27 protein-coding genes and 1 tRNA gene are annotated in these 26,430 nt (G+C 67.6%); 17 read left to right on the forward strand and 11 right to left on the reverse strand.

The window, feature by feature from the left end:
• The 4 genes from HLB44_RS16775 to HLB44_RS16790 are packed head-to-tail and all read left to right on the forward strand — an operon-like array spanning position 1 to position 2,313.
• Positions 1 to 789 carry a DUF3106 domain-containing protein gene (locus tag HLB44_RS16775; RefSeq protein ID WP_173124566.1) on the forward strand — a complete coding sequence of 263 codons (789 nt, stop codon included), beginning with the start codon at positions 1 to 3 and terminating at the stop codon, positions 787 to 789.
• A complete protein-coding gene (locus HLB44_RS16780) occupies positions 786 to 1,334 on the forward strand; it encodes an RDD family protein (RefSeq protein WP_173124568.1) in 549 nt (182 codons plus the stop codon). Before HLB44_RS16775 ends, HLB44_RS16780 begins: the two co-directional genes overlap by 4 nt.
• Entirely contained in the window at positions 1,331 to 1,711 is a 381-nt protein-coding gene (locus HLB44_RS16785) for a diacylglycerol kinase (RefSeq protein ID WP_173124570.1), read from the forward strand. Before HLB44_RS16780 ends, HLB44_RS16785 begins: the two co-directional genes overlap by 4 nt.
• Complete coding sequence (locus tag HLB44_RS16790) at positions 1,708 to 2,313, forward strand: LOG family protein (protein WP_173124571.1); 606 nt, start codon at positions 1,708 to 1,710, stop codon at positions 2,311 to 2,313. Before HLB44_RS16785 ends, HLB44_RS16790 begins: the two co-directional genes overlap by 4 nt.
• Positions 2,314 to 2,323: 10 nt before the next feature.
• Here HLB44_RS16790 and HLB44_RS16795 read toward each other — a convergent pair whose 3' ends face one another.
• Both HLB44_RS16795 and HLB44_RS16800 read right to left on the reverse strand, forming a co-directional pair.
• Entirely contained in the window at positions 2,324 to 2,662 is a 339-nt protein-coding gene (locus HLB44_RS16795) for a P-II family nitrogen regulator (protein WP_173124573.1), read from the reverse strand.
• Positions 2,663 to 2,697: 35 nt separating this feature from the next.
• Positions 2,698 to 4,398 carry an NAD+ synthase gene (locus HLB44_RS16800; RefSeq protein WP_173124575.1) on the reverse strand — a complete coding sequence of 567 codons (1,701 nt, stop codon included), beginning with the start codon at positions 4,396 to 4,398 and terminating at the stop codon, positions 2,698 to 2,700.
• A 3-nt stretch (positions 4,399 to 4,401) separates the two neighbouring features.
• Here HLB44_RS16800 and HLB44_RS16805 point away from each other — a divergent pair, with 3 nt between their 5' ends.
• Complete coding sequence (locus tag HLB44_RS16805; protein ID WP_425500822.1) at positions 4,402 to 5,595, forward strand: GNAT family N-acetyltransferase; 1,194 nt, start codon at positions 4,402 to 4,404, stop codon at positions 5,593 to 5,595.
• 12 nt (positions 5,596 to 5,607) lie between these two features.
• Here the strand turns inward: HLB44_RS16805 and ppa are convergent, their stop codons facing one another.
• The gene (ppa, locus tag HLB44_RS16810; protein WP_173124577.1) at positions 5,608 to 6,162 is read right to left on the reverse strand and encodes an inorganic diphosphatase; all 555 of its coding nucleotides are present in this window, start codon (positions 6,160 to 6,162) and stop codon (positions 5,608 to 5,610) included.
• Between the two features lie 263 nt (positions 6,163 to 6,425).
• On the opposite strand from ppa, the gene HLB44_RS16815 reads away from it, so the two are divergent.
• On the forward strand, positions 6,426 to 8,588 hold the full coding sequence (locus HLB44_RS16815; RefSeq protein WP_173125542.1) for a sodium-translocating pyrophosphatase: 2,163 nt from the start codon (positions 6,426 to 6,428) through the stop codon (positions 8,586 to 8,588).
• A 64-nt stretch (positions 8,589 to 8,652) separates the two neighbouring features.
• Here the strand turns inward: HLB44_RS16815 and HLB44_RS16820 are convergent, their stop codons facing one another.
• Positions 8,653 to 8,958 carry a flagellar basal body rod protein gene (locus HLB44_RS16820; protein ID WP_173124579.1) on the reverse strand — a complete coding sequence of 102 codons (306 nt, stop codon included), beginning with the start codon at positions 8,956 to 8,958 and terminating at the stop codon, positions 8,653 to 8,655.
• Positions 8,959 to 9,306: 348 nt separating this feature from the next.
• Between HLB44_RS16820 and HLB44_RS16825 the strand changes: the two genes are divergently transcribed.
• The 9 genes from HLB44_RS16825 (at position 9,307) to HLB44_RS16865 (ending at position 17,795) form a co-directional block, all read left to right on the forward strand.
• A complete protein-coding gene (locus tag HLB44_RS16825) occupies positions 9,307 to 10,830 on the forward strand; it encodes a tyrosine-type recombinase/integrase (RefSeq protein ID WP_173124581.1) in 1,524 nt (507 codons plus the stop codon).
• A 64-nt stretch (positions 10,831 to 10,894) separates the two neighbouring features.
• Positions 10,895 to 11,065, forward strand: coding sequence for a hypothetical protein (locus HLB44_RS16830; RefSeq protein ID WP_173124583.1), 171 nt, complete (start codon positions 10,895 to 10,897; stop codon positions 11,063 to 11,065).
• 332 nt (positions 11,066 to 11,397) lie between these two features.
• A complete protein-coding gene (locus HLB44_RS16835; protein ID WP_173124585.1) occupies positions 11,398 to 11,685 on the forward strand; it encodes a helix-turn-helix transcriptional regulator in 288 nt (95 codons plus the stop codon).
• A 62-nt stretch (positions 11,686 to 11,747) separates the two neighbouring features.
• Complete coding sequence (locus tag HLB44_RS16840) at positions 11,748 to 12,359, forward strand: hypothetical protein (protein ID WP_173124587.1); 612 nt, start codon at positions 11,748 to 11,750, stop codon at positions 12,357 to 12,359.
• The gene (locus HLB44_RS16845; protein WP_173124589.1) at positions 12,359 to 12,931 is read left to right on the forward strand and encodes a hypothetical protein; all 573 of its coding nucleotides are present in this window, start codon (positions 12,359 to 12,361) and stop codon (positions 12,929 to 12,931) included. Before HLB44_RS16840 ends, HLB44_RS16845 begins: the two co-directional genes overlap by 1 nt.
• Complete coding sequence (locus HLB44_RS16850) at positions 12,925 to 15,684, forward strand: DNA primase family protein (protein WP_173124591.1); 2,760 nt, start codon at positions 12,925 to 12,927, stop codon at positions 15,682 to 15,684. The genes HLB44_RS16845 and HLB44_RS16850 overlap by 7 nt, the downstream gene beginning before the upstream one ends.
• 627 nt (positions 15,685 to 16,311) lie before the next feature.
• Positions 16,312 to 16,701 carry a helix-turn-helix transcriptional regulator gene (locus HLB44_RS16855; protein ID WP_173124593.1) on the forward strand — a complete coding sequence of 130 codons (390 nt, stop codon included), beginning with the start codon at positions 16,312 to 16,314 and terminating at the stop codon, positions 16,699 to 16,701.
• Between the two features lie 26 nt (positions 16,702 to 16,727).
• On the forward strand, positions 16,728 to 17,054 hold the full coding sequence (locus HLB44_RS16860; protein WP_173124595.1) for a hypothetical protein: 327 nt from the start codon (positions 16,728 to 16,730) through the stop codon (positions 17,052 to 17,054).
• 234 nt (positions 17,055 to 17,288) lie between these two features.
• On the forward strand, positions 17,289 to 17,795 hold the full coding sequence (locus HLB44_RS16865; RefSeq protein WP_173124597.1) for a hypothetical protein: 507 nt from the start codon (positions 17,289 to 17,291) through the stop codon (positions 17,793 to 17,795).
• Positions 17,796 to 17,930: 135 nt separating this feature from the next.
• On the opposite strand, the gene HLB44_RS16870 is transcribed toward HLB44_RS16865, so the two are convergent.
• On the reverse strand, positions 17,931 to 18,539 hold the full coding sequence (locus HLB44_RS16870) for a PIN domain-containing protein (RefSeq protein ID WP_173124599.1): 609 nt from the start codon (positions 18,537 to 18,539) through the stop codon (positions 17,931 to 17,933).
• A complete protein-coding gene (locus HLB44_RS16875) occupies positions 18,536 to 19,291 on the reverse strand; it encodes a hypothetical protein (protein WP_173124601.1) in 756 nt (251 codons plus the stop codon). The genes HLB44_RS16870 and HLB44_RS16875 overlap by 4 nt, the downstream gene beginning before the upstream one ends.
• Positions 19,292 to 19,372: 81 nt before the next feature.
• Between HLB44_RS16875 and HLB44_RS16880 the strand changes: the two genes are divergently transcribed.
• Both HLB44_RS16880 and HLB44_RS16885 read left to right on the forward strand, forming a co-directional pair.
• Complete coding sequence (locus HLB44_RS16880; RefSeq protein ID WP_173124603.1) at positions 19,373 to 19,732, forward strand: hypothetical protein; 360 nt, start codon at positions 19,373 to 19,375, stop codon at positions 19,730 to 19,732.
• A 161-nt stretch (positions 19,733 to 19,893) separates the two neighbouring features.
• Complete coding sequence (locus HLB44_RS16885) at positions 19,894 to 21,426, forward strand: KAP family P-loop NTPase fold protein (RefSeq protein WP_173124605.1); 1,533 nt, start codon at positions 19,894 to 19,896, stop codon at positions 21,424 to 21,426.
• 7 nt (positions 21,427 to 21,433) lie between these two features.
• On the opposite strand, the gene HLB44_RS16890 is transcribed toward HLB44_RS16885, so the two are convergent.
• The 5 genes from HLB44_RS16890 to pheT form a co-directional block, all read right to left on the reverse strand.
• Positions 21,434 to 22,510: a hypothetical protein gene (locus tag HLB44_RS16890; protein WP_173124607.1), complete on the reverse strand. Its 1,077-nt coding sequence runs from the start codon at positions 22,508 to 22,510 to the stop codon at positions 21,434 to 21,436.
• Positions 22,511 to 22,984: 474 nt separating this feature from the next.
• Positions 22,985 to 23,061 (reverse strand) — tRNA-Pro (locus tag HLB44_RS16895).
• Positions 23,062 to 23,096: 35 nt separating this feature from the next.
• The gene (locus tag HLB44_RS16900; protein WP_173124609.1) at positions 23,097 to 23,540 is read right to left on the reverse strand and encodes a MerR family transcriptional regulator; all 444 of its coding nucleotides are present in this window, start codon (positions 23,538 to 23,540) and stop codon (positions 23,097 to 23,099) included.
• A 34-nt stretch (positions 23,541 to 23,574) separates the two neighbouring features.
• Positions 23,575 to 23,937, reverse strand: coding sequence for an integration host factor subunit alpha (locus tag HLB44_RS16905; RefSeq protein ID WP_173124610.1), 363 nt, complete (start codon positions 23,935 to 23,937; stop codon positions 23,575 to 23,577).
• A gap of 35 nt (positions 23,938 to 23,972) precedes the next feature.
• Positions 23,973 to 26,426 carry a phenylalanine--tRNA ligase subunit beta gene (pheT, locus tag HLB44_RS16910; RefSeq protein WP_173124612.1) on the reverse strand — a complete coding sequence of 818 codons (2,454 nt, stop codon included), beginning with the start codon at positions 26,424 to 26,426 and terminating at the stop codon, positions 23,973 to 23,975.
• Positions 26,427 to 26,430: the final 4 nt, after the last annotated feature.

The following is a 26,430-nucleotide window of genomic DNA, read 5'->3' on the forward strand; positions in this document are numbered from 1 at the left end:
ATGGCGGCGTTGTCAGCGGGTCGTCTCGCCTTTCTTGCAGCCGCGCTGCTCGCAGCCGGTGCACTGTCGTGGGTGCATCCGCCGGCAGCGGCTCAGGCCACGGCGCGCGCCCAGCCCACCGCACCTGCGGCGAAACCGCGAGACGACACGGCCGGCACGGCCTGGTCCAGCCTGACGCCCGCGCAACGCAAGTCGCTGGCTCCCCTTGAACGCGACTGGTCCACGATCGACGCACAGCGAAAGGCGAAGTGGCTGGAAATTGCCACGCGCTTTCCGTCCATGCCGGCCGACGAGCAACGCCGGATGCAGGAGCGGATGACCGAGTGGGCACGCATGACGCCCGACGAGCGTGGCCGCGCGCGCCTGTCGTTCCAGGAAGCCAAGCAGCTGAGCCCCCAGGAGCGCCAGGCGCGATGGGAGGCTTACCAGGCGCTCACTCCGGAAGACCGGCAGGCGCTCGCCGAGCGCGCCAAGCCACAGGCCCAGCCGTCGAAGCCGGGCGCAAGCACGCCGATGGCAGCCGTGCCGAAGCAGAACGTCACCAGTCCACCACGTGCCGGTACGGCGGTCAAGCCGGTGGCACCGACGATCGTGCAGGTCCAACCCGGTGCCACGACGACCTTGATCACCAAGACGCCGACGACACCGCCGCAACAGCGACCGGGCCAGGCGAAGATCGAGGCGCAACCCGGACAGGTCAACCGCACGACCATGTTGCCGCAACGACCGGCGCCGGGCGCAGCCGCGCGCGTCAGCACGGCCGCCTCGACTCCCGCCAGCCAGCCATGAACCCGACCGCCGAGAACGGCGCCACGCTCGGCGCCGGTTCGGCGTCAGCGCCGGGCATCGCCCGCCGCCTCGCTTGCTTTGTCTACGAAGGCGTGCTGTTGTTCGGCGTGGTGATGATCGCCGCCTATCTGTATGGCAGCCTGACGCAACAGCGGCATGCGCTCGAGGGCAAGACCGGGCTGCAGGCCTTCCTGTTCGTGATCCTTGCCATCTACTTCACGTGGTTCTGGTCGCACGGCGGGCAAACGGTGGCGATGAAGGCCTGGCACATCCGGCTCGTCGACGCCGCCGGGCGACCGGTGAGCCAGCCGCGGGCGCTGCTGCGCTACGTCGCCAGCTGGCTCTGGTTCCTGCCTTCGCTGGTGCTGGTCTATCAGTCCGGACTGAGGCAGCCGGGCGCGGTCTTCGGCGTCATGGCGATCGGTGTCATCGGCTATGCGGCACTGGCCTGGCTGCGCCCGGACCGGCAGTTCTGGCACGACGCGCTCTGCGGTACGCGCCTCGTGACGTGGCGTCACGCCCGCCCTGCACAATCCGCTGGATGAGCATTCCGGGACAGGGCCGCAGCGGCCTCGACCGCGTGCTGCATGCCCTGGGCTATTCGCTGCAAGGCCTGCACGCCGCCATCCGCAATGAAAGTGCCTTCCGCCAGGAAACGGCGGCGGCGGTGGTCCTGCTGCCGCTCGCGCTGTGGGTCGGCCGTGGCTGGGTCGAGATCGCCCTGCTGACCGGCGCGGTCGCTCTGGTGCTCATCGTCGAGCTGATGAACACCGCCGTCGAAGCGGTGGTCGACCGGGTATCGTACGAGCAGCACGACTTGTCCAAGCGGGCCAAGGATGTCGGCAGCGCGGCGGTGTTTCTTTCGATCCTGCTCTGCACGGGCATCTGGGCGGCCGCGATCTACCACCGGTTCTTTGCATGAGCACCACCAGCGTCTCAGACCACCCCTTTTCACTCTGCGTCTACTGCGGCTCGCGCGCGGGCGACCGGCCCGCCTACGCCGAACAGGCGCGCCGCCTCGGCACGGCGATCGGCCGCCGCGGTTGGCGGCTGGTCTATGGCGGTGGCCGCGCCGGGCTGATGGGCGAGGTCGCGGATGCGGCGCTGGCTGCCGGCGCGAGCGTGATCGGCGTGATCCCCGACAGCCTGATGCGCCTGGAGGTCGGCCATGCCGGTCTCAGCGAGCTGCACGTCGTGCACAGCATGCACGAGCGCAAGCAGATGATGGCCGAGCGAGCCGATGCCTTCATCGCCTTGCCCGGCGGCATCGGCACATTCGAGGAGCTGTTCGAGGTCTGGACCTGGCGCCACCTCGGCTACCACCAGCGGCCGATCGGCCTGCTCGATGTCGAGGGCTATTACGGCACGCTGGTCGCGTTCCTGCGCCAGGGCGTCGATGCCGGGTTCATGAGCGAAGCCCAGATGGCGATGCTCGCCGTGGGTGACGACATCGAGCCGCTGCTCGATGCGCTCTATGCGCTGCGCAGCCCTGGAGTGGCCGAGCGCCCGCTCGACCGCATCTGAGGGCTCGCCTTCAGACCGCCGATTCGTCGGTCTCGCCGGTGCGGATGCGCACCACCTGCTCGACCGGCGTGACGAAGATCTTGCCGTCGCCGATCTTGCCGGTCTTCGCCGCCTTGACCACCGCCTCGATGCAGCGGTCGACGTCGGCCTCCTTGACGACCACTTCGATCTTCACCTTCGGCAGGAAGTCGACCACGTATTCGGCGCCCCGGTAGAGCTCGGTGTGGCCCTTCTGGCGGCCGAAGCCCTTGACCTCGGTCACCGTCAAACCCGACACGCCCACATCCGCCAGCGCCTCACGCACCTCCTCGAGCTTGAAGGGCTTGATGATGGCGGTGATCTGTTTCATTGAAAGCCTCCGGGCGACGGTCGATTGCCGGCGATTTAAGCACGGAACTTCGAGGTGATGGGGTAGCGCCAGTCGCGCCCGAAGGCCCGGTGCGTGATGCGAATGCCCACCGGCGCCTGGCGTCGCTTGTACTCGTTGATCTTGATCAGGCGCGTCACGCGCTCGACGTCGGCGGGATCGAATCCGGCGGCGACGATGTCCGCGATGCCCTGGTCTTCTTCCATGTAGCGGGCGAGGATCTCGTCGAGCACTTCGTACGGCGGCAGGCTGTCCTGGTCCTTCTGATCCGGCCGCAATTCGGCCGACGGTGGCCGCGTGATGATGCGCTCGGGGATCACCGGGCCGATGCTGCCGTCGGCGCGCCGCGTCGGCTGGCGGTTCTTCCATTCGGCGAGGCGGTAGACCAGGGTCTTCGCGACGTCCTTGATGACCGCGAAGCCGCCGGCCATGTCGCCGTAGAGCGTGCAGTAGCCGGTGGCCATCTCGCTCTTGTTGCCGGTGGTCAGGACGATGGCGCCGAACTTGTTCGACAGCGCCATCAGCAGCGTGCCACGCACGCGGGCCTGGATGTTCTCCTCCGCCGTGTCCTCGGGCAGCCCGGCGAACTCACCGGCCAAGCTGGCGCGGAACGCCTCGAACATTGGCGTGATCGAGATCTCGTCGTAGCGCACGCCCAGGCGCTGCGCCATCTCGCGCGCATCGAGCCAGGAGATGTCCGCGGTGTACGGCGAGGGCATCATCACCGTGCGCACACGCTCCGCGCCGAGCGCATCGACGGCGACCGCCAGCACCAGCGCCGAATCGATGCCGCCCGACAAGCCGATGATCGCGCCCGGAAAGCCGTTCTTGCCGATGTAGTCGCGCACTCCGGTGACGAGCGCGGCCCAGGCCTGCGCCTCGAGCTCGGGCACCGGGTGCAAGATGCCGTCGATGCGGCCGTCGGCGTGCAGCTCGAGCTGAAGGACCGCGGACTCGAAGCTCGGCGCCCGCGCGGCGACACGCGCCTGGCCATCGATCGCGAACGAGCCTCCGTCGAACACCACTTCGTCCTGGCCGCCCGCGAGGTGCGAGAACAGCAGCGGCAGCCCCGTCTCGCGCACCCGTTCGAGCATGCGCGCTTCGCGTTCCTCGCTCTTGCCGAGATGGAACGGCGAGGCATTGACGACGCACAGCACCTCGGCGCCGGCCGACTGCGCCAGCCGCGCCGGTTCATCGAACCACGCGTCCTCGCACACCAGCAGCCCGAAGCGGCGGCCGCCAGCCTCGAAGACCACCGGCCCCAGTCCGGCATCGCGACCTGAGGCAAAGTAGCGCCGCTCGTCGAACACTTGGTAGTTCGGCAGGTCGCGCTTGCAATAGGTCGCCAGGATGCGGCCCCCGCCAAGCACCGAGGCCGCGTTGAAACGCTGCGGCACGGCGACCGAACGCGAGCGCAGATCGCCCTTGTCACCGAATTGATGCGGATGCCCGACCACCACCTGCAGGCCCTCGAAGGCCGCGAGCCGTTGCGCCAGATCGGCCAGGGCCTGCGCGCAAGCGTGCATGAAGGCCGGGCGGAGCAGCAGGTCTTCCGGGGGATAGCCGGTCAGCGCGAGCTCGGGCGCGATCAGCAGGCAGGCGCCGGCGGCGTGGGCTTGGGCTGCCGCGTCGACGATGCGTTGGGCATTGCCGGCCAGGTCGCCGACGGTCGCATTGACCTGCGCCAGCGCGACCTTGACCGTGGAAGAGGATGACATACGGTGAGTGACGCGAAGGCGCAGCGAATCGAAGCCGAAGATGTTATCCGGGTCCACGACGACCCCGGCACCATCGACGCCGCCGCATGGGACGCCCTTCTCGCGCGCCAGGCGCAGCCGACGCCCTTCATGCAGCACCGCTACCTCGCGGCGCTGCACGCCTCGCACAGCGCGGTGCCGGAGACCGGCTGGCTGCCGCAGTTCATCACCGTACAGCGCGGCGGTGAGCTGATCGCCGCAGCGCCGGCCTATCTGAAGCAGCATTCGTACGGCGAATACGTGTTCGACTGGGCCTGGGCCGAGGCCTACCAGCGCCATGGCTTGCGTTACTACCCGAAGCTGCTGGTCGCCGTGCCTTTCACGCCGGTCCCCGGCTCGCGGCTGCTGGCGGTCGACGCGGCATCACGCGCGCTGCTCGCCAGCGTGCTGCGCGCACTGGCGCAGGAGCTCGAGGCGTCGTCGGTCCACCTGCTGTTCCACGATGCGGCCGACGGCCGCGCCGCTGCCGCGGCAGGCTGGTTATCGCGGCACGGCGTGCAGTTCCACTGGACCGCGCCCGACGGCGCGGGTCCGCGCAGCTTCGAGGAATTCCTCGCGACGATGCAGCGCGACAAGCGCAAGAAGATCCAGCAGGAGCGGCGCAAGGTGGCCGACGCCGGCATCGTCTTCAGCGTGCACGAAGGTGAGGCGATCGATGCCGCGCTGTGGGCGTTCTTCCTGCGCTGCTACCGGCTGACCTATCGCGCCCACCACTCCACGCCCTACCTGACGCGCGAGTTCTTCGATCGCATGGCCACGACGATGGCCGAGCACTGGGTGATGTTCGTCGCGCGGCGTGGAACGACGCCGGTGGCGGTGTCCCTGATCGCCGTCGATCCCGAACGTGGCCACGCCTTCGGACGTTATTGGGGCTGCACCGAGCACGTGCCCTGCCTGCACTTCGAGGCCTGCTACTACCAGCCGCTGCAGTGGTGCATCGAGCACGGCTACCGGCGCTTCGAGGGCGGTGCGCAGGGCGAGCACAAGATGGCACGCGGCCTGCTGCCGGTGGGCACCGGCTCGTCGCACTGGCTCGCACATCCGGAGTTCGCGCGCGCCGTCGACGACTTCCTGCGTCGCGAATCGCGGGGCATCGCCGACTATGTCGACGAGCTGGCCGAACACACCCCGTTCAAGGCGGGTCCGGCCGTGGACTGAAGCTGGGCCTGCTCAGGCGCCGCCGGGCGGCTTGCTGTGGATCGCGGCCCAACGCGCCATGCCGCCGGTGACCTCGTCACGCGCGCCTTCCACGCCGGTCCAGCCCTCGACCTTGACCCACTTGCCGGGCTCCAGGTCCTTGTAGTGCTCGAAGAAGTGCTGGATCGTCTTCAGCCGCAGCGGGTTCAGGTCTTCGGGCTTCTGCCACTGCGTGTAGATCGACAGGATCTTGTCGATCGGCACCGCCAGCAGCTTGTTGTCGCCACCGGCCTCGTCGGTCATCTTCAGCATGCCCAGCGGCCGGCAGGTGACGACGACGCCGGGGATCAGCGGCACCGGCGTGATCACCAGCACGTCGACCGGATCGCCATCATCGGCCAGCGTCTGCGGGATGTAGCCGTAGTTGCACGGATAGTGCATCGCCGTGCCCATGAAGCGATCGACGAACAACGCGCCGGTTTCCTCGTCGACCTCGTACTTGATCGGGTCGGCGTTCATCGGGATCTCGATGATCACGTTGAACTCGTTCGGCGCCTTCGCGCCCGGGGTCACGTTGTGCAGGCTCATGTTGTGAAAACTCTCCAGGGGAAACCCGGATTCTAAGGACCGCCCTTGCCCCGGGCTGACATAGGCGAGTGCCGCCCTGGCGGACCCTGCAAGGCGCGCCCGCCGACTGTTACCGCAGGAAAACACGGTGCCGCGGCGCAGCAATCATCTCGTAGCATGGTTTTGCGACCGCCGCCCCTGCCACTGCTGCTGCGCAGGCGAAGACGACACGCATCCCCCAGGGCTAGTTCGACGAGGAAGGAGTTACCTTGATTTCGACCGACATGGCGCTCTACGTGGCGCTGGCCTGCGGCTTGGCCGCCGTCCTTTACGGCTTCGTGCAGCGAAGCTGGATCCTGGCACAAGACCCGGGCAACGCCCGCATGCAAGAGATCGCCGGCGCCGTGCAGCAGGGCGCGGCCGCGTACCTGGCGCGGCAATACAAGACCATCGCCATCGTCGGCGTGGTCCTGGCGGTGCTGATCTTCTTCTTCCTCGGCGGCAAGACGGCCGCCGGCTTCGTGCTCGGCGCCGTGCTGTCGGGCGCCTGCGGCTTCATCGGCATGAACGTCTCGGTTCGCGCCAACGTGCGCACCGCACAGGCGGCCACGCTGGGCATCGGGCCGGCGCTCAACGTTGCCTTCAAGGGCGGCGCGATCACCGGCATGCTGGTCGTCGGCCTCGGCCTGCTCGGCGTCGGCATCTTCCTGTGGTACGTCGTCAACAGTGCCGGCGCCGATGCGCAGAAGAACCTGTCGACCGTGCTGAAGCCGCTGCTCGGCCTGGCCTTCGGTTCGTCGCTGATCTCGATCTTCGCGCGTCTGGGCGGCGGCATCTTCACCAAGGGTGCCGACGTCGGCGCCGACCTGGTCGGCAAGGTCGAGGCGGGCATTCCCGAAGACGACCCGCGTAACCCGGCCGTTATCGCCGACAACGTCGGCGACAACGTGGGTGACTGCGCCGGCATGGCCGCCGACCTGTTCGAGACCTACGCGGTGACGCTGATCGCGACGATGGCGCTCGGCGCACTCGTGGTCAGCGCGGCGCCGATGGCCTCGGTCATCTACCCGCTGCTGCTCGGCGGCGTGTCGATCATCGCGTCGATCATCGGCTGCGGCTTCGTCAAGGCCTCGCCCGGCATGAAGAACGTGATGCCGGCGCTCTACAAGGGCCTGACCGTTGCCGGCGTGCTGTCGCTGATCGCCTTCTACTTCGTGACGACGGCGGTGATGCCGGCCGATGCACTGGGCGCCGGCACCCACATGCGCCTGTTCGGCGCCTGCGCCGTCGGCCTGGTGCTGACGGCAGCGATGGTCTGGATCACCGAGTACTACACCGGCACCGACTACAAGCCGGTGCAGCACGTCGCGCAGGCGTCGACCACCGGTCACGGCACCAACATCATCGCGGGGCTCGGCGTGTCGATGAAGTCCACCGCCTGGCCGGTGATCTTCGTCTGCATCGCGATCGTCGCGTCATTCCAGCTTGCCGGCCTCTACGGCATCGCGATCGCCGCGACCTCGATGCTGAGCATGGCCGGCATCATCGTCGCGCTCGACGCCTACGGCCCGATCACCGACAACGCCGGCGGCATCGCCGAGATGGCCGACCTGCCCGACAGCGTGCGCGACATCACCGATCCGCTGGATGCCGTCGGCAACACGACCAAGGCGGTCACGAAGGGCTACGCGATCGGCTCGGCCGGCCTCGCCGCGCTGGTGCTGTTCGCCGACTACACGCACGCGCTCGAGGCGCGTGGCATGGCCGTCAGCTTCGACTTGTCGAACCACATGGTGATCGTCGGCCTCTTCATCGGCGGCCTGATTCCCTACCTGTTCGGCGCGATGGCGATGGAAGCCGTCGGCCGCGCCGCAGGCGCGGTGGTCGAGGAAGTGCGGCGCCAGTTCCGTGACATCAAGGGCATCATGGAAGGCACGGCCAAGCCCGAGTACGGCAAGGCCGTCGACATGCTGACGACGGCGGCGATCAAGGAAATGATCATCCCGTCGCTGCTGCCGGTGATCGTGCCGATCCTGGTCGGCATGCTGCTGGGACCGGCTGCGCTCGGCGGCCTGCTGATGGGCACCATCGTCACCGGCCTCTTTGTCGCGATCTCGATGTGCACCGGCGGCGGCGCCTGGGACAACGCGAAGAAGTACATCGAGGACGGCCACCACGGCGGCAAGGGCAGTGACGCCCACAAGGCCGCGGTCACCGGTGACACGGTCGGCGACCCCTACAAGGACACCGCCGGCCCGGCCGTCAACCCGCTGATCAAGATCATCAACATCGTGGCGCTGCTGATCGTGCCGCTGCTGCCGATGGCCGCCGCGTCGACCGCGCCGCCGGCGTCGCACGGCGCACCAGCGGCTAGCGCAGCGGTGGCGCCGGTCGCCGCCATGCCGGCCACGCCTGCACCGGCACCTGCTTCGGCCGCGTCGAACTGACGGCGTCGCGCTGAAACTCAAAGGGCCAGCGTGAGCTGGCCCTTTTTTCTTGGGTCCCTGCGGCTCAGGCGCGCAGGTCGAGCAAGCTGCCCAGCATCTCCTGCTCGGTCTTGAAGGTCTGCATGTTGGCCTTGAACTCGTACAGCGCGACGCGCTGCGCGACCACGTCATCGGCCAGCGCGTTGCCTGCCTCGGCTGCCGTGGACAGCGTGACGAACACCCCGCCGCCCGGCTGCGTCTGCGCCGACGCGATCTCGCGGCGGAAACCGTCGGTGCCGAGATTGGCCACGTTGTGCGACGCGCTGCCCAGCCGCTGCATTGCCGCCTGCATGCCCGACAAAGCGATCGAGCTGGTCGATTGAAGGCCCATTCGCTGCTTATCGGCCGCGCTTCGAAAGACTTGAGGCAGAAAAGCAAACGGGCCGGCTCCTTGTGGAAACCGGCCCGTGGCCGAATCAATGGTCGGGGTGGCGGGATTCGAACTCGCGACCCCTTGCACCCCATTCAAGGACGAACAGCCTGAAGGCGGGCTTTCCGGGGATCAGTTGTCATCTGAGCCAACAGATAAATCGCTTATACAACAAGCACTTACGCAGAAACGAAGATCGGCAAGCCACGATCCGCGTCTCGTGTTGTCGTTTGTGCCCTCTTGAAATTGGTATCCGGCGCGGTATCCTGCGCCCCGACGGGACTCCCCGGATACCAAATCAGGACTGCCATGGCAGCGAAGCACAAGCTGAAGAAGGTAGACATCGAGGCGTACCTGGCCGGTCCGAATGAGTCGCCGCTGCATGATGGTGGTGGCCTGTACCTGCGCAAGCGCGGAGCGAATGCCTACTGGTACCTGCGCCAACGCAACGCAGCCACCGGTGCGCGTACCTGGGCGCCTGTGTTTCCGCCTGGGCCGTCTGCTGCGTACCCCGGTCGCAACCTTGATGATGCGCGCAAGGCCGCTCGCGATGCCGAAGTGCAGGCAGACCAGCCCGGCGGCCTGGACCTCATCCGGCAGCGCGCCGAGACCGAACGCGAAGCACTTGCCGAGCGCGCGCGCCGTGCAGCTGCTGGTGAGGCCGAGCGCCTCGAACGCGAGCGCCGCATCACGGTCCAGGCGCTGTTCAGCCGGTGGCGCGAGGTCGACCTCCAGCCACACGTCGGCGCGAACGGCAAGCGCCTGGGACGGAAGGACGGGGGCCAATACACGGCCGAGCAGTTCGACCGTCACGTCTTCCCTGCGATCGGCGCGCGCGCCGTGGTCGACGTGCGCAAGGCCGACCTGATGGACATCCTGGACAGGGTGAAGTCGACGGGCAGACGGCGGACAGCAAACGTGCTGCTGGCCGACCTGAAGCAGATGCTGAACTGGGCGTTGAACCGCGAGTTGATCGAGAGGAACCCGCTGGCGACGGTCACCCGGCGCGAGGTCGGCGGCGAAGAAGGTGGCCGCGAGCGCATCCTGGGCGCGGATGAGATCAAGGCGCTCGCCCAGGCCTTGCAGGGCTCCGGCATGTCGCCTCGCAGCACCTCGGCCGTCTGGCTGATCTTGAGCACTGGCTGCAGGATCAGCGAAGCGATGGGCGCGCGGTGGGAGAACGTCGACTTCACGACGCGCACGTGGTACCTGCCGGACTCAAAGAATCAGCGAGATCACACCATTCATCTGTCGGAGTTCGCGCTTCGCCAGTTCGCCGAACTGCGTCGCCTGGAAGATCAGCGGGTGCACGACGCGATCGAGAACGAGCGGATCGAGCGCCGGAAGGCTGCCCGCGCGCGAGGCATGACGCTGGCCGAAGCCAACGCGGCCACCATCGCTGTCGACACCACCGGCATACCCGAGTTGCAGCCATCGGAGTGGGTCTTCCCGAACGCACGAAACACCGGCCCGGTGGACGTGAAGTCCTTCGGCAAGCAGCTGGCCGACCGGCAGCGGGCGGCGGATCGCCGTCTGCAGGGGCGCGCGAAAGCGACCGACAGCCTCGCGCTGCCCGGCGGCCGGTGGACGGCGCATGACCTGCGGCGCACGGCGGCCACCGTTATGGCCGAGCTGGGGATCAGCGGCGACGTGATCGATGAGTGCCTGAACCACGTGATCGAAAGCCGCGTGCGCCGCACCTACATCCGCAATCGGCGCCTCCCCGAGCAGGCCCGTGCGTTCGACGCGCTCGGCGGTCAGCTGCAGCAGCTGACCGACGGCGCAGCCTCCCGGCCCGCGCCCGGAGCACCCACGCTGCGCCGCGTCGCCTGATCGAAATCACGGCCGGCGCCGCCGCGGCCCTCGAATCGGCGGCAAGCACACAGAGAGAAGAATCATGGACGTCGTGGAAACGAATGAACTGGCGGTCTTCGTGGAAGACACCACCGCAGGGCGCTTGGCGTTCCTGGACATCGGCGAGCAGCACGACGTGCTCGTCCTGGGCCGGGGCGACCTGCTGCGGCTGCAGGCTCAAGTGAGTGCTGCGCTGGCCCGGGTGGACCGGTAAGGGATGGCGCAGCAAGTGTCGGCGGGCGGGACCTACCCGGACCCGACCGCCGAGCCGACCACCAGCTATATCCTTCGGGTGCGCAAGGTCTTTCGATGAGCCTCCGGCACCAGACTTGCACGGACGACAACACAACCCAACAACGCGGCCGGACGCGACCTGACGCGCCACCCGCACGTTAGGACGTTCCCTCTTCGGCTGCTACATTGATCGGCGAGGCAGTACGTCCCGACGTACTGCCCACCACGCAAGGGCCACCCACCGGGGTGGCCTTTTTCATTGGGCCTGCTGATTCCAAGAGCGGTCAGCAGCCCGCCAACGAGGAGAACCCTATGGCCCATAAGGCCTGTTTTCAGACCCCGGCCGCGCTGACCGCGGCAGACGCCCTGCTGACACGAGCCGTCGTGCTGCAGGTGCTCGGCATCGGCGAGACGCGGCTGCGCGAACTCGTCGCCGACGGCACGCTGCCGCCGGCAGTGCAGATGTGCGGCGCGCCCAGGTGGCTCGCGACTGAGGTGCGCGCGGTGGTCGACGCCGCCAAGGCCGGCGCCGGGGCGGTGGACCGGCTGCGCGCCCTAACCCGCGAATTGATCGCCGCACGTGGCGTGAGTGCTGCGTGATGGCGCGGCCAGAAAAAACGAAGCCCGGCGGCGGTGGAACGCCCCGGGCCTCTGGCATCCCCATGACCGAACACAAGGACGAAAAATTGACGCGTGATGATACCTGCGCTCCAGCGCGAGCGGGCGACGATCTGTGCACCGCGGACATTGCCGGGGTGCACATGCCGCTGGCACCCACCAACAACGACACCCGACGCCTGACGAACACGCGAAACGCTGCGTTCGGCCTCTGGTCGGGCTTCCTGATGGAGAACCTGCCCCTGTGCCTCGCCGCGTTGCCCGCTTCGAACCCCCGGCGCCGACTCGCTGAGAGGCTGCTGCACGAGCAGATCGAGCGCGAGCGCGCGCCGGCCGATGCCGAGCAAGTGCTGATCTATGACCGCGCGCGCACTGCGGCGTCACTGTGGCTCTTGCACGGAGCCCCGTCCCTCTCAGACCTGGTCGCGTTCCTCCGATCGTCAGACTTCGAGAACGGCGGCGGCAAAGAGCTGCAGGAGTGCTACCTGGCTGAAGTCGGTGCGCATCGGATCGACGACCTGACGCCTGCCCAGCGATGGGAGCTCGCGGCGAGAGCGTTCGAAACTGAGAGCCACGATGAGGCGGGGTCCGTACTCGTGCGCGAGCGGCGCGCGATGGGCCTGCCGATTCCGTTCGCGGTTGAGGGGGTGCACTGATGGACACCACCGACCTGCCACAGCAGGACTGCGGCGTGGCTCGCGCCGCGGGGGCGCTGGCCGGCGCGGGCGGCCCGGCCAACCGCCGCGCCGAACCCGCAGTGCTGATGTTCGCCGCGACCGGACGCATGCCTGAGTCCGACGCTGACCTGCACCACCTGGTGCGCATGCTGGGCGATCTCTCGATGGCCGTCGCGTGGCGCGAGTACCACCCCCGGGCTGCGCTGCTGGCCGAGCAGTTCAGAGACTGCCGGCGGATCAAGATGCAAGTTCAGGTCGACGCGCTCCGGCTCGCGCGTGACATGGTCGCGGCGGGCAGGATCGAGATGACCCGCCGCGGCGCCGACGCTGCGATCGTGCAGGTGCGCAACGTTGCCGGGTGCCTGGGCATGACGAACGTCGCCAACGACTTGATCGCAGACAGGCGCCGCGCGTTCGACGCCGTCGCGCGCAAGTACGGCTGCACGCTGCAGACGCTGGCAGCGGAGCACGTCGCCGAGGAGCGCCTGGGCGACCTGTTCGCCGATCTGCGCCGCCTCGAAGCCGAGCTGCAGGAGGGCGACGGATGCTGAACCAGCACATCACCACCCTCCGCACGCGCGGCCCCCTGCTCGCAAAACAGTGGCGAGCTGACGGCACGATCGCCAACTACGATTCGCCGCGGCAGTACACGTTCAAGCGCCAGGTCGTCGGCGGCATCGACCACCTGTACCTGTTGCTGCAGGAACTGCAGCGCGACCCGCGCAGCTGCATCATCCGCGGCCAGCCGAAGGCCGGCACCGACCCGAAGGCGGTGGTGCTGCGCAACCTCGACACCTTCGAGGACGAGCCCAGCCACCTGTTCATGGTCGACGTCGACCGGTTCGAAGGCACGGTCGAGGAGTTCGTCGCCACGCTGCCCGCGCCGCTGCAGGACGCGTCTTTCGTGTGGCAGCTGTCCGGCTCGCACGGCCACCCGTCGAAGGGCGGCGGGCTGCGGGCTCACCTGTGGTTCTGGCTCGAGACACCACTCACGTCCGAGCAGGCCGAGGCCTGGGCGAAACAGTGGATCCCGCAGGCCGACTGCACCGTCCACCGCACCGTGCAGGTCAACTACACCGCGGCGCCCGTGATGGATGACGGCGTCAGCGATCCGATCGCGCAGCGCCTGGGCTTCGTCGAGGGCATGCTCGGCCACAACGTCATCATCCCCGCGGACATGCCCGTGCCCGAAGGGCAGACCCGGCGCACGCGCCGCGCGGAGCGCGCGAGCGGGATGGTGGATCCGCGCGACAAGCCCGGCATCATCGGCGCGCTCGCCAGGGCGCACCCCGCCGCCGAGATCGTCACGCTGTGGCCCGACCACTTCGAGGCCGGCAGCAAAGAGCATCGGATCACGTGGCTCGCCGGTGGCGGCGCGAAGGAGGGCGTGGGCGTCGCCGACAACGGCACGCACCTGTTCAACACGCACAGCACGAGCCCCATCGCCGACCGCGCGGCCAACCTCTTTGACTTCGTGCGCGCGCACGTCTTCGGCCACCTCGACGAGGGCATCGACCAGGACGTGCTTGACCTGGACGTCACCGCGGCGCCGAGCTACCTCGCCACCGTCGAATGGGCGCTGTCCCTGCCGACCGTGCAAGCCGAAGTGCAGGCCGAGCAAGCGGCCATGGCTGAGATGCGGGAGACGCTGGCCGCCGGGGCCGACGCCGCCACCAGGGACTATGAGGACGCACCGAATGCCGCGGGAGCGGCTGTCTACTTCGCGAGCAACCTGCCAGCTGCGGACCCGGGCGCGGAGTCGGCTGCGCGTTGCCCGGCCGAAAGCACAGTAGCCACCCCAGCGGATTCCAGCGGCGTCGTCGGGCCGGCCGTCGCGGCCGAGGCCGAGGCCGACGCCGACGATGGACAAGAGGACGAGGACGAGCGCCGGGTGCTGGTGCCGGGTGAGCACTCCGTGATCGCCAGCAAGTTGTGGCGGCGCAAGTTCGGCGGCCCCACCGCGCCCGGCCTGATTCGCTGGAACTGTGACTGGTACCGGCGATCCGGTGACGGCTCGCACTTCGGCGAGATGCCGGGGGAGGCCCTGGCCGCCGCGTGCCACAGGTACCTCGTGAGCGCCCGGAAGATGACCCAGCCAGGGCCTGCCGGCGAGCCGGCGAGGCTGGTGCCCTTCAACCCCAACAAGCAGGCGACGGATGAGGTGATCTACGCGCTGCGGACGCTGTGCCATCTCGACGAGCAGGCGGCGCCCGTCTGGATCGGCGGCAAGGCCCCGACGGGCTATGAAGGCCTCCGGGCAGCGGACCTGGTGGCGCTGCGCAACGGCCTGTTCCACCTCCCGACGCGTCGCCTGTTTCCGCACACGCCGCACCGCTTCGGCCTCGCGGCCCTGCCGTACGAGTTCGACCCGACCGCACAGTGCCCGGAATGGCTTAAGTTCGTGCGGTCCGTGTGGCCGAATGACGATCAGACCATCGGAGCTCTGCAAGAGACGCTCGGCTACCTCGTCTCCGGCGACACGCGACAGCAGAAGGTGTTCTTCCTGGTGGGCCCTCGCCGCAGCGGCAAGGGGACGATCTGCCGCGTAATCAACGGCCTGCTGGGTAGCGACAACGTGGCCGGGCCGACGCTTCAGACACTGGCGAGTCAGTTCGGCATGGCATCCCTGATCGGCCGCACGGCTGCGATCATCGGCGACGCGCGCAGTGGCGGCGCCAACGTGCAGACCACCGTCGAGCGCCTGCTCGGCATCAGCGGCGGCGATGTCCAGACAGTCGAGAGGAAGAACCGCACCGACTGGATCGGCCGGCTTGGCGTGCGCTTCGTCATCTGCTCCAACGAGGTGCCGAAGCTGCCCGACGCCAGCGGCGCGCTCGTCGGCCGGATGCTGGTGCTGCGAATGGAGCACTCGTTCTTCGGCAAGGAGGACCCCGCCTTGGCTGACCGGCTGGTGCAGGAACTGCCGGGCATCCTGAACTGGGCCCTCGAAGGCCTGCAGCGCGTGGAGCAGCGCGGCCGGTTCCAGCAACCTGACGCGAGCGCGCAAGTGATCGAGCAGATGGAGGCGCTCGGGTCGCAGGTCGGCGAGTTCCTGAAGGACTGCTGCATCCTCGGCGCCGGCGAGCGCATGCCGAAACAACCGTCCTACAACGCCTATCGGCTGTGGGCCCGCGATCAGGGCATCAGCCACCCCGACCCGTTGGGCACGTTCGCTCGCAACCTGTACGCGGCGGGGGTCGGCATCCGCGAGGTTCGCCCGAACGGAGCTCAACGGGCGCGGGCGTTCGCCGGCATGCGGTTGACAGACGAGTGGGCCGACCGCGTGGACACTGCAGAGCTGTAGGCCAAGAGCTACCGCGGCAGTCCCCCGGGTGCGGTCCACTCCGGGGGGCCGTCCAACCACCGTCCACCATCCCGTCCGGGGCGCGCAGGCGCCGCGAAGTTGCTTACGTTGCCGGGTGGGGTCAGGAGTTGTCGTCGGTAAACGACCCGTCCACCCGTCCACCCCCGTCCACCCTATTTTGAGGTTCAATTTTCCTAAGGGGAGTCTTGGGCCAGGGAGCGCAACACAAGGCGCGAGGCATAGGTGTGTGAGCCGCAATGGCCCGTCCGGGTGGACGGGGGTGGACGGATGGACGGCAGCCCCACGGGCGCGCGCCCTGGCCCTGCTGGTGCGGAAGCGTGGTTTCGACGCGACGCACATGCGGCACCGCTAACACTCCGCTGACGCGCGTGTGAAGCCGGCGTGCAAGTTCAGCTGACCATGACTCACGAGGCGCGGCGCGTGCCTACCCGTTCCGCGGCAGGGGCGCGTGCTCCTGCTCGATCCACACCCTGCGCAGTCGGTCGCGAACGCTCTCGTGTGAGCAGCGCTAACCGCAGTGTCGTCGAGGGAATCCTGCGCTGCCTTGGTCGGCGCCGGCACTGGACCTAGGCTGCGCAGCTTCTCCACTTCACCGAGCAACCACTCATGACGGACGTGCCGAAGAAGACGCGCAGGACGAAGACACCGCAGGAGGCCGCAGCCGCCGCCGGGCTTGAAGGCCTGCAGCTGATCGGCGCTGACGACCTCGCCGCCCTGCTCGGCCGGTCGCCCCGAACCGTGAGGGTCGACGCGTCCCGCAACCCTGGGAACCTGCCCCCTCGTTTCCACGTGCCCGGCACCCGCAAGCTCGCGTGGCGCGTCGTCGATGTGCGGCGCTGGTCCGAGTCAACCGCAGCAGAGGCGCGCGTGAAGGCTGCGGCTGCGAAGGCGCTGTACGAGCGCGAACAGCAGGCGGCGAGGACAGCGAGCCTGCGCGTCAAGTCGGTGAAGCTACCTCCCCCAACCGCGTGGCCCAGCGAGCCGGACGACGAGTGATACTCGATCGCGAGGAGGCGCGACGCATGACGACCTTTCAGAGGGCGGCGCTCAGTTTGACGCTTGCCGCGATGCTCGGCGCTGCCTGGATGCTGCGGCACACGGTAGTCGTCGTCCCGCGCGACGGAGGCGCGATTGCCTATCTGCAAGACCGATGGACCGGGCGCGTCGACCTGGTGATAGGCGATCAGCGGCACCTGATCCGCGGCCCCAACTTCTTCGACCAAATGGACGGCAAGAGCTCGTCCGGTGCTCCCGTCGTGGGCGAGATCCGGGAGGGCTATCGCTTCCTCGGTGGCGACCCGGCCGACCGAAGCAGCTGGGCCAAGGCGACGGCTGCTGAGCGTCGCTGAACAGGCGGACACTGCCCGCGGCGCCTTGCCCCGAGATCAGCCGCGCGCGGCCGCACGCTGGGCCGCTGTCCCCTTACCTCCGCCGCCATTGTCAGCGGGACTGCCAGCTTTGCGAAGCGACCGCGCGACCCGGCGCTCGGGCCCCCTGAGGCACAAGGCGCTGCACAACACAGCATCCCAGCGACACGACGCCCATCGCGTTTACATGAGTGCTGGCCGCGCACGATCGCCGATATGCTGCCCGCCATGTTGGTGACACAGACACGTGGCCAGCCGGACAGAGCCGCCCGTGAGATTCCACTGGGCGAATTGCTCCATCACCCCGCCCTCTCGGGCCTACGGCCGGGTGATCGCGACGCACTTCACCTCGCCGCCGACCAGCTCGAACGCTTGGCCGATGACGGGATCGCTGTGCGCGTGCGCATCGCGCATGTTGGGGATCTGGTGCCGATCAGCCTCTTCGACGCCCGCGCAGCCGTCTACTGCACGACCGGCTCAACGCGTGAGGTGCACGTGTGGGTCAACGGCGATGACGTGACCGGGAAGTCGGGTGCGTCCACGCCGGTGCTGTTGCAGGTGCTCGCCGGTGCCGCTGGTGCGCATGCGCCGGCGCTGTTCTGGGCAGACGTCGACCTTCCGCTGGCTGGTGCGATCAACGGGCCGCTGTACCCACTCGACGGCGAGGCAACTTCCATGTTGAAGCAGGCCGCGCTCGGCGAGAGCGTCCAAACCAAAGCGTAGAGCGCTGCCTCCGCAGGCAGTGCCGACTGCCGTCTCGCTGTGCTCGGCGACCGGCAACTACCGCAGTTGCTAGGTTCGTCCCGGCGACCGCAGACGTGGCAGGCCAGTCGGAGCCCATTGGCCCGCGGCCAAGCGCTACTCGACACCGCCCAGCGTCGAAGGGGGCAGGGAAGCGGCAGCGGGCGACGCCGCCAAAGGTTCACCGCCCTCGGCCCCTGCCGCGGCTTGCGCGGCGGCATTCGTCGCGCCCTCCTGCAGATCGAGCTTCCACTGGCGAGCCGAGTCGGGGAGCGGAAGGTCCGACACTGAGGTGGCCTGCATGCCGAGGGACTTGGCCGTCTGACAGAGCCCGGCGTCATCACTGATGATCATCGTTGCTCCGGCGACCTTGGCGATTGCCACCACCTGCCGGTCGATCTTGATCCGCTGCCACGCGTCCTTCCGCCCTCCGCGCTTGTCACCCTTCCTGATGAGTTCTCGATCGATCTGGGCGCACTCCATCGCAGCGCGCCTATCGAACGGCGCGACCTGCACCGCCGCCTTGCGATCGAGTGTGGTCAGCCAGTCCGCGGAACCTGCATCGGCCCCGACGAGAAATTCGGCGACGACCGGCGTGGGAATGACAACTCGGCCCTTCACTGCCGCAACGCGCGTGAGGAGAAACTCGAAGCGCTGGCGATCCGGATCGTCTGGGTCAAGACGTGACCAGCACACAAGACACTTGGTGTCGAGCGCGACGATCACTCGCGGCCCCTGATGTCATCGAGGAGCTTCGAGGCATCCTCCTTGGACATGTTTGCCCAGCCGGTATGGCGGATCGCGCCCAGGTCCCCGAACACCTCCACAGCACTTCGCTGATCGAGCTGCTCGATCGCGTCGGCATAGAGCGAGTTCGGCACCCAGTTCCCTTCTGGTGTGCGCTTCCACGTGCCGTGCACGCGGATGCGAAGGGCAGCACCTCGAAAGCATGCTGCAGCCTGTCGGGCAAGCGCCATGTCCCGCACTTGCACGCTCGTGATCGCCTTGGTGCTCGGGTCCAGCAGGCGAATGTGAGCCGTGTCGTCCACGCCTTCTACGGCGACCACGACGCCATCGATGTCGGCGACATCAGCGACTACGACCTCAGCCGAAATGCTCGGCTGGGGCAGCGATGGAAAAACGATGACTTCGTCATTCTTCTCATCGACGACTGCACCTCGCGCCCCGTCGGACCGCAACAGGCTTGTGAGCCTCTCATAGGCAGACCGACCTGGAGCCTCGTCGTCGTTCGCCGCTTTGCGAAGCCGCTGCCGCGTGGTCGACACGAGACGCGTGTTCCGTTCCTTCACACGAAGGACGACACTGCCCTTCACCACCCCGGCGAAGACGGGCCGGCCATCGTCGCCGAGCAGGTCGGCGAATCGACCTAGATACTCGGCCAGGCGCCCAAGTTGAAGCGTCGACAGGCTCACGCCGCGAATGCGGAGTGCGAAGTCCCAGTCGGCGCGGCGGGTCATGTGATCGAGTATGTCACCCGTTCGGCGCCGTGGTAGGGCATGCCCCCTCTAAGACTGTATATTTGTACAGTGATCGTGGACGTGACTGTGCTCCGCCGAGACGGCCGGAAGCTTCCTGAACTTGAGTTGCGGCTGCAACCTGTCCTGCGTGGCGATCTTGGTGTCGAGCACGAAGGCCAGAGCGGCCCGGTCGCGCGACTTCGGTCGTCGACCGCGCGGCATGAGCTGTTCAGGCCGTTGCTGAACGTCCGCATCGTACCGATGCGAGGCGACAGCTTTGTCGTCGCCGGCGTACAGGAGACGCAACCTCCCGGGGCTTCACGGCTACTTCAGCGACAGGCCTGGTGGTGTCGGTTGCCAAAGGACGACTTAGCCGCCGCGCAGCGCCTGCTGCTCGCCAAGCTTGGCATCGGCACCGGAGTGCTGGTCGACGACGACTGAACTTCTGTGCGCCCTCCGAGAGTGATGGACAGTAGGTCTCGAGCGACGCACAGTGCGAGCCGGATCTGGGCCAAGGGCAGCGAACATTGCCATATTCGCAGGCTGGACACCACGGAGCGGCGCGCGCCGACTCCCGGCGTGATCGCCCAGATCCGCCGAACTTGAATTTCGTTGGGAGAAATATGCAGCAGACGACAACAGCGCAGCCGGTGGTCTGGGAAGGCGACTTCTTTCAGCGTCATCGCTTCGCCGACTTCTTGACGGAGTACCTCAGGACCCAGTCGCACGCGCCTGGGAAGTCCGAACTGCGTCCCTTCTCGCTTGCGCTTGATGCTGGCTGGGGCCGAGGCAAAACGTTCTTCGTCGAGCGGTGGGCAAAGGACTTGTCGACGAGAGCACCGAGACACCCGGTGCTGCTGTTCAACGCTTGGGCAGCCGACATCGCTGCGGACCCGCTCGTCGCATTCATGGCGGCGTTCAAGGCAAAACTCGACGAGGAAGTTCAGGCTCTCGACTTGGTAGCTGCCACCGGGGAGAGCGTTAAGAAGATGGTGAAAGGCATGCGACGCGCTTACCTCCCAGCCGGCAAAGTGCTGTTGAGGGGGCTCTTCGAGAAGTGGAGCGGCGCGGGTGCTGACGAATTCTTCGAGGCGCTCAAGACCGGAGACACGGACATCGATCAAGCGAGACTCGAAGAACTGGGCGAAGAGAGCTTCAAGACAGTCGGCAAAGGGTTGGATGAGTTCTTTCAAAAGGCGCTTGCAGAGCAAACCGACCTTGCCAAGGTCGTCGCTGAGCTTCGTTCGTCGATCGAAATGACGTTGTCAACTCTTGCCCAACAGGGAGGAGTCGCCCTTCCGATGTTTGTGTTCGTCGACGAGCTGGATCGCTGCCGGCCGCCGTTCGCGATTGCGATGCTCGAGGGCATTAAGCACCTGTTTGGGGTAAAGGGCGTCTGCTACGTCGTCTCGACGAACTTGGCTCAGTTGGCAGAGGCGACGCGCGCTGTCTATGGGCCTGGCTTCAATGGTGCGGGATACCTCAAGCGGTTCTTCGACGTTCAGTGCGAGCTACCCGCGCCCTCACCGCTGAAGTTCGCCGAGTCGTTGTTTGCGGCGAGCTCTGTGATGGCAGCAGCTCAAGGCCGGCTCGCTCACGGAATGCCCGACGGTGGCCTAAAGGACACCGACTGGGGCGAGACTGCACCCGCAGCCTTTTGCTGGGTAGCGGAAGAGTTCGGCCTCGACTTCCGCTCTCAGCAGCAAATGTTCGCGGTGGCAGAAGCCAGCGTCAGCGCCCTAGGCACGCAAGACATCCACCTCCTTTGGCTAGTCATCCTCTGCGCGATTCGGCACGCCAATCCGCCGTTCTTCGAAAGACTCGCGCGCCGTGAAATGGATATCGAGGCGGCCTGGTCCGATCTGCTAATTGTGACGAGACCATACAGGCGTACCGCATACGACGCGAGCAGCCCCCAAGGGGCCGAGGCAGGTGTGACCCTTCGCGAGGTTGCCGCGCAGTTCTACGCGAATGCGTTCAAACTCTCCAAGGCTGCCGCGAGAGCGCCAACGACGGATTTTGACTACCCCAAGCGCTGGCTTCAGCACCTGAAGAAGGCGGGCCCACGAGGGGATTCAGAGTTGCGCCAGTACTTCTCGGCCGTGCGCTGCGCAGGGTTCATATCCATCGACTAACGCAAGGTCAAAGCGGCGCGATGTCCCCTCGTTTCCGGACATCCAGCTCGATCTCGATGTCGGCCTTGTCGAGCCACGGGACATCCCGCCGCTTGAGCATCGCCGCCAGCTCGGCGGTCGAGTACGCGGCGAACTTTCGCCCCGGGACCTGGCTGGGCTTGCGATCGTCGACACCGGCCGTCGACTGCCCGGCGAACGAACCCCATGGACCACGCGCAGCGCCCGGCTGCACCTGAACGCCCCCACCCGGGCGGCGAACCTCTCGCGTCGTCGTCTTCGTCTCGGCACCGGTCTTCGGATCGATCTCGTTGCGCTCGATCGTGGTCATGTCCTGCTCGCGCGGCCCGGTGGCGCCCTGCCCGTTCTTCGCCTTGATCAGGGCCACCTGCTGCTGCAGTTCAGACAGGCGCTTGACCTTCTCGGCGTCGCCGATGGCCGGGTTCGCGTTCAGCGAGGCGGCCTGCTCGTAGAGTGCGCCGAGCTTCTGCTGGTCCTCGAGCGTCAGCCGCTTCGCGTCGAGCTCGACGCCCAGGATGCGGGTGCGCGCCGCGGACTCAGCCGTGGCGGCGCGGGAGGCCGCCGTCTCGGTCGCCGCCGTCTTGTTGCGCAGGCCCTGCAGGTGGCGCGGGTCGTTGAGCGCCGCCGTCTCGGCGTCGTGCCGCGCTTGGTCGACCAGCCGCTGCCGCTCCACCTCGATCGGCGTCAGCGCCAAGCCGCGTTCGACATCCACGGGGATCTCGGCCCTTTTCTGGTCGAGCGCGCGGGCCGCGGCCGCCCTGGCGCTACGCGCCGTGAACTCCAGCTGTGCCGCTGCTTGCTGCCCGGTCAACCGATCGAGTGCGTCCTCTCGCTCAGCCTTGCGCCGGTACGCGTCGATGCGCAGCGCCTTCTGCTCGTCGATGTCGGCCATCTGCTTGGCGAGCGTCCCCCGGCGCTGGTCCTCGATGTGCCGCTGCGCGACTTCGCCGAGCGCGCCCGCGGCGCCGCCCATCGCGCCGGCGATGATTCCGATATTCATGCTGGTTCCTTTCGGCGCGAGGACGGCGCCGGCTTCTGTGGCTGAGCGCTGGATCGGCGCGGCCATGAAAAAAGCGCCTCTCGGGCGCTGTGGATGATGGAGGGCGTAAGGGCCCTACCCCGGATTCTAGCCCACGCCCCGGGTGCAGCTTGGGACCCGTTGCTAACGCACAAAATACAGGGGTTGAGGGGGTCGATCTCTGAGGACCGTTCCGAGGGCAAAATCTTGGAAAACTGGTCCACGACCGCGCGAAATGGTGCTGAACAAGGGGGAACCTGCGCCGGCGACTTCGCCAGGGGTGTACCGGGGTCAGTGCGTCCCCCTTCGATTTGGGGGAGCGTTTTCCCGGATTTTTCCCTTGCCTCGTATCGGCGGGCAGCCCATGAGTGGTGATCGCGCCGACCGGCCCCCCGCCAAGATGACCGGGGCCCCACTTTGCCGGGTATCCAGATTGGTATCCGAAGACGGCTCACGAGACCAGAAAGCACAACGGGCCAGCTCCTTGTGAGAGCTAACCCGTTGATTTTCCTACAAGTTCAATGGTCGGGGTGGCGGGATTCGAACTCGCGACCCCTTGCACCCCATGCAAGTGCGCTACCAGGCTGCGCTACACCCCGACGAAGCTGCGCATTATGCCAGCCAATTCCCCGCTTCAGACCAACAGCAGCTCGCGGATCGACAGCAGCTCTGCACGCAGTTGCGACGGCGCGAGCTCATGCACCTCGGGCAACGGCAGCACGATGACGGCCTCGACCGCTTCGGCGGCTACCACCGCTTCGATCTCGGCGGCCATCGACCCGATGCCGTCGAGCGTGCCGGCCCCATCCGCGATGCGCGGCGCCACGGCATCGGTCAACTGGTTGCGCGCACCGCTGATCGTGAAGCCCTGGTCATAGAGCAACTCGCGAATGCGGCGGATCAGCAGCACCTCGTGGTGCTGGTAGTAGCGCCGGTTGCCGCGCCGCTTCATCGGCTTGAGCTGCGTGAACTCCTGTTCCCAATAGCGCAGAACATACGGCTTCACACCGCACAAGTCGCTGACCTCACCAATCGTGAAGTAGCGCTTGGCCGGGATGGCGGGAAGCGGTTTCTCCATTGAAATCAACGGGGTGCGCGAGCAAACCTAGACTTTACTCGAACTCCTCCCCGACCGGGGCGTCACCTTGCACGATCGCCTTCAGCTTGTGACTGGCATGGAAGGTCACGACGTTGCGGGCCTTGATCGGTATCGCCTCGCCGGTGCGCGGGTTGCGCCCCGGGCGCGGCGCCTTGCGCCGGATGTTGAAGTTGCCGAAGCCCGACAGCTTGACGTCGTCACCGTTGACCAGCGTCTGGTGCACCAGCTCGAAGAAGGCTTCGACCATGTCCTTGGATTCGCGCTTGTTCAACCCCAGCCGCTCGAACAGCAGCTCGGCCAGCTCGGCCTTGGTCAGCGTCGGTGTCTCCAGTGACGGCAGGATCACGCGATCGGGGGTCGGCTCCTCGTTGCTCATGCGCTTGTGTTTTCGGTCGTTGTTCGTCGATCGGGTCAGGTTCGCAAGCGGGCGCCGACGGCCTCGGCCGCGCGGGCGACCGCCGCTGCCACCGTCGCATCGATGCGCTCGTCGGTCCAGGTGGCGTCGGCGTCCAGCAGTTCCAGCCGGACCGCCATGCTGCGCTCGCCGGCGCCGATGTCGGTGCTCGGCCCAGCGGGCTTGTAGACATCGAAGAGCGTCACGTCGCGCACATGGCCTGCCGGGTCGGCGCGCAACGCGCCGACCAGCGCGTCGTGACCCGCACCGTCGGGCACCACCAGCGCCAGGTCGCGCCAGGCAGGCTGATGGCGCGAGATCGGCTCGAAGCGCGGCAGCGGCCGTTCCAGCACGGCGGCGAGATCGAGCTCGAACAGCACGGGCGCCTGCGGCAGCTCGTAGCCCTGGCGCCAGCGGGGATGCAGCTCGCCGACGATCCCGATCTCACGCCCATCGTCATCGAGCAGCACACGGGCGCTGCGGCCCGGATGCAACGCCGGGTGGCTGGCCGGCTCGAAGCGCACGGCGCGCGGCGCCAGCAGCGCTTCGACATCACCTTTGACGTCGAAGAAGTCGACCAGCCGCTCTTTCTCGCCCCACTGCAGCTCGTCGGCCGCCCCATAAGCCAGTCCGCCCACGCGTTGCGGTTGCGCGATGCCAGCGACTGTCAGATCACCCGCCATCACCGACGCATCGCGGCGCGACACGCGCCCCAGCTCGAACACCCGCACGCGGTTCGTCTTGCGCGCGAGGTTGTGGCGCAGCACGTTGACCAGGCTGCCGACGAGGCTCGAACGCATCACCGCCAGCGGAGCGGCGATCGGATTCAGCACGCGGATCGGATCGGGGTTGCCGGCCAGCTCGCTTTCCCAGCGCTGCTCGACGAAGCTGAAGTTGATCGTCTCCTGGTAATCGAGCGCTGCCAGCAGCCGCCGCACCGCGTGACCGCTGCGTCGCTCTTCGTCGAGCGGGCGCGCGGCAATCGGAGCCAGCGGCGGCGTCGCCGGCAGCTTGTCGTAGCCGATGACGCGGATCACCTCCTCGATCAGGTCTTCCTCGATCGTCAGGTCGAAGCGCCAGCTCGGCGGCGTGACACTCAGTGTGCCCGCTGCCGATTCGCTGAACGGCATCCCCAGCCGCGTGAACACCGCCTCGCAATCGGCCTGCGTGACGGGCATCCCGATGACCTTGGCCGCGCGATCCACACGCAGCGTGACCGGCCGCGGCTGCGGCAGGTTGACCTGCTGGTCGTCCATCGGACCGCACACCGTCTCCGGCGTGCCGCAGATGTCGATGATCAGCTGCGTGATGCGCTCGATGTGCTCGACGGTGCGCGCCGGGTCGACACCGCGCTCGAAGCGGTGGCCGGCATCGGTGGCAAAGTTGAAGCGCCGCGAACGCCCGGCAACCGCTTCCGGCCACCAGAAAGCCGCTTCGACGTAGACGTGGCGCGTGTCGTCCGAGACCGCCGTCTTGTCGCCGCCCATGATGCCGGCGAGCGATTCGACGGCCTGGTCGTCGGCGATCACGCCGACGGCCGCGTCGACCTCGATGGAGTTGCCGTTCAGCAGCTTCAGCGTTTCGCCCGCCCTGCCCCAACGGACCACCAGTCCGCCGTGGATCTTGTCGAGATCGAAGATGTGCGACGGCCGGCCGTACTCGAACATCACGTAGTTCGAGATGTCGACGAGTGCGGTCACCGAGCGCTGCCCGCAGCGCGCGAGGCGGTCGACCATCCACGCCGGTGTCCTGGCCTTGGTGTTGACGTTGCGCACGATGCGGCCGGAGAAGCGGCCGCACAGGTCGGGCGCCTCGATTCGCACTGGCAGGCGCGCATCGTCGCGCGGCGCGACCGGCTGAATCGCCGGGGTCTGCAGCGGCGCGCCGGTCAGCGCCGAGACCTCGCGCGCGATGCCGTAGACCGACAACGCATGGCCCAAGTTCGGCGTCAGCTTCAGCGTGAACAGCGTGTCGTCGAGCGACAGCACCTGACGGAGATCAGCCCCCAGCGGCGCATCCGCCGGCAGCTCGAGCAGGCCACCGTGATCCTCGCTGAGCTTCAGCTCACGCGCCGAGCACAACATGCCGAAGCTCTCGACACCACGCAGCTTGCCGGTCTTGATCTCGAACGGCTCGCCACCCGAGTTTTCGCCCTCCGCGGGCGGCAGCAGCGCACCGACCACCGCCAGCGGCACCTTGATGCCGACGCGCGCATTCGGTGCACCGCAGACGATCTGCAGCGGCCCGTCCTTCGAGAATCCGCCGGCATCGACGCGGCAGACCCGCAGGCGATCGGCGTTCGGATGCTGCTCGGCCTCGACGATCTCGGCGACGACGACGCCCGAGAACGGCGGCGCGACCGGCCGCAGCTCTTCGACCTCCATGCCGGACATCGTCAGCAGGTCGGCCAGGGCCTGGGTGGTCAGCGCGGGGTTGCAGAACTCGCGCAACCAGGATTCGGGGAATTGCATGGTC

It is taken from the genome of Pseudaquabacterium terrae (assembly GCF_013266755.1).
Classification (GTDB): domain Bacteria; phylum Pseudomonadota; class Gammaproteobacteria; order Burkholderiales; family Burkholderiaceae_C; genus Pseudaquabacterium; species Pseudaquabacterium terrae.

Coding starts and splice junctions, on each gene's coding strand:
- HLB44_RS16775 (WP_173124566.1), top strand. CDS start 1: ATGGCGGCGTTGTCAGCGGGTCGTCTCGCCTTTCTTGCAGCCGCGCTG.
- HLB44_RS16780 (WP_173124568.1), top strand. CDS start 786: ATGAACCCGACCGCCGAGAACGGCGCCACGCTCGGCGCCGGTTCGGCG.
- HLB44_RS16785 (WP_173124570.1), top strand. CDS start 1,331: ATGAGCATTCCGGGACAGGGCCGCAGCGGCCTCGACCGCGTGCTGCAT.
- HLB44_RS16790 (WP_173124571.1), top strand. CDS start 1,708: ATGAGCACCACCAGCGTCTCAGACCACCCCTTTTCACTCTGCGTCTAC.
- HLB44_RS16795 (WP_173124573.1), bottom strand. CDS start 2,662: ATGAAACAGATCACCGCCATCATCAAGCCCTTCAAGCTCGAGGAGGTG.
- HLB44_RS16800 (WP_173124575.1), bottom strand. CDS start 4,398: ATGTCATCCTCTTCCACGGTCAAGGTCGCGCTGGCGCAGGTCAATGCG.
- ppa (WP_173124577.1), bottom strand. CDS start 6,162: ATGAGCCTGCACAACGTGACCCCGGGCGCGAAGGCGCCGAACGAGTTC.
- HLB44_RS16815 (WP_173125542.1), top strand. CDS start 6,426: ATGGCGCTCTACGTGGCGCTGGCCTGCGGCTTGGCCGCCGTCCTTTAC.
- HLB44_RS16820 (WP_173124579.1), bottom strand. CDS start 8,958: ATGGGCCTTCAATCGACCAGCTCGATCGCTTTGTCGGGCATGCAGGCG.
- HLB44_RS16825 (WP_173124581.1), top strand. CDS start 9,307: ATGGCAGCGAAGCACAAGCTGAAGAAGGTAGACATCGAGGCGTACCTG.
- HLB44_RS16830 (WP_173124583.1), top strand. CDS start 10,895: ATGGACGTCGTGGAAACGAATGAACTGGCGGTCTTCGTGGAAGACACC.
- HLB44_RS16835 (WP_173124585.1), top strand. CDS start 11,398: ATGGCCCATAAGGCCTGTTTTCAGACCCCGGCCGCGCTGACCGCGGCA.
- HLB44_RS16840 (WP_173124587.1), top strand. CDS start 11,748: ATGACCGAACACAAGGACGAAAAATTGACGCGTGATGATACCTGCGCT.
- HLB44_RS16845 (WP_173124589.1), top strand. CDS start 12,359: ATGGACACCACCGACCTGCCACAGCAGGACTGCGGCGTGGCTCGCGCC.
- HLB44_RS16850 (WP_173124591.1), top strand. CDS start 12,925: ATGCTGAACCAGCACATCACCACCCTCCGCACGCGCGGCCCCCTGCTC.
- HLB44_RS16855 (WP_173124593.1), top strand. CDS start 16,312: ATGACGGACGTGCCGAAGAAGACGCGCAGGACGAAGACACCGCAGGAG.
- HLB44_RS16860 (WP_173124595.1), top strand. CDS start 16,728: ATGACGACCTTTCAGAGGGCGGCGCTCAGTTTGACGCTTGCCGCGATG.
- HLB44_RS16865 (WP_173124597.1), top strand. CDS start 17,289: ATGCTGCCCGCCATGTTGGTGACACAGACACGTGGCCAGCCGGACAGA.
- HLB44_RS16875 (WP_173124601.1), bottom strand. CDS start 19,291: ATGACCCGCCGCGCCGACTGGGACTTCGCACTCCGCATTCGCGGCGTG.
- HLB44_RS16890 (WP_173124607.1), bottom strand. CDS start 22,510: ATGGCCGCGCCGATCCAGCGCTCAGCCACAGAAGCCGGCGCCGTCCTC.
- HLB44_RS16900 (WP_173124609.1), bottom strand. CDS start 23,540: ATGGAGAAACCGCTTCCCGCCATCCCGGCCAAGCGCTACTTCACGATT.
- HLB44_RS16905 (WP_173124610.1), bottom strand. CDS start 23,937: ATGAGCAACGAGGAGCCGACCCCCGATCGCGTGATCCTGCCGTCACTG.
- pheT (WP_173124612.1), bottom strand. CDS start 26,426: ATGCAATTCCCCGAATCCTGGTTGCGCGAGTTCTGCAACCCCGCGCTG.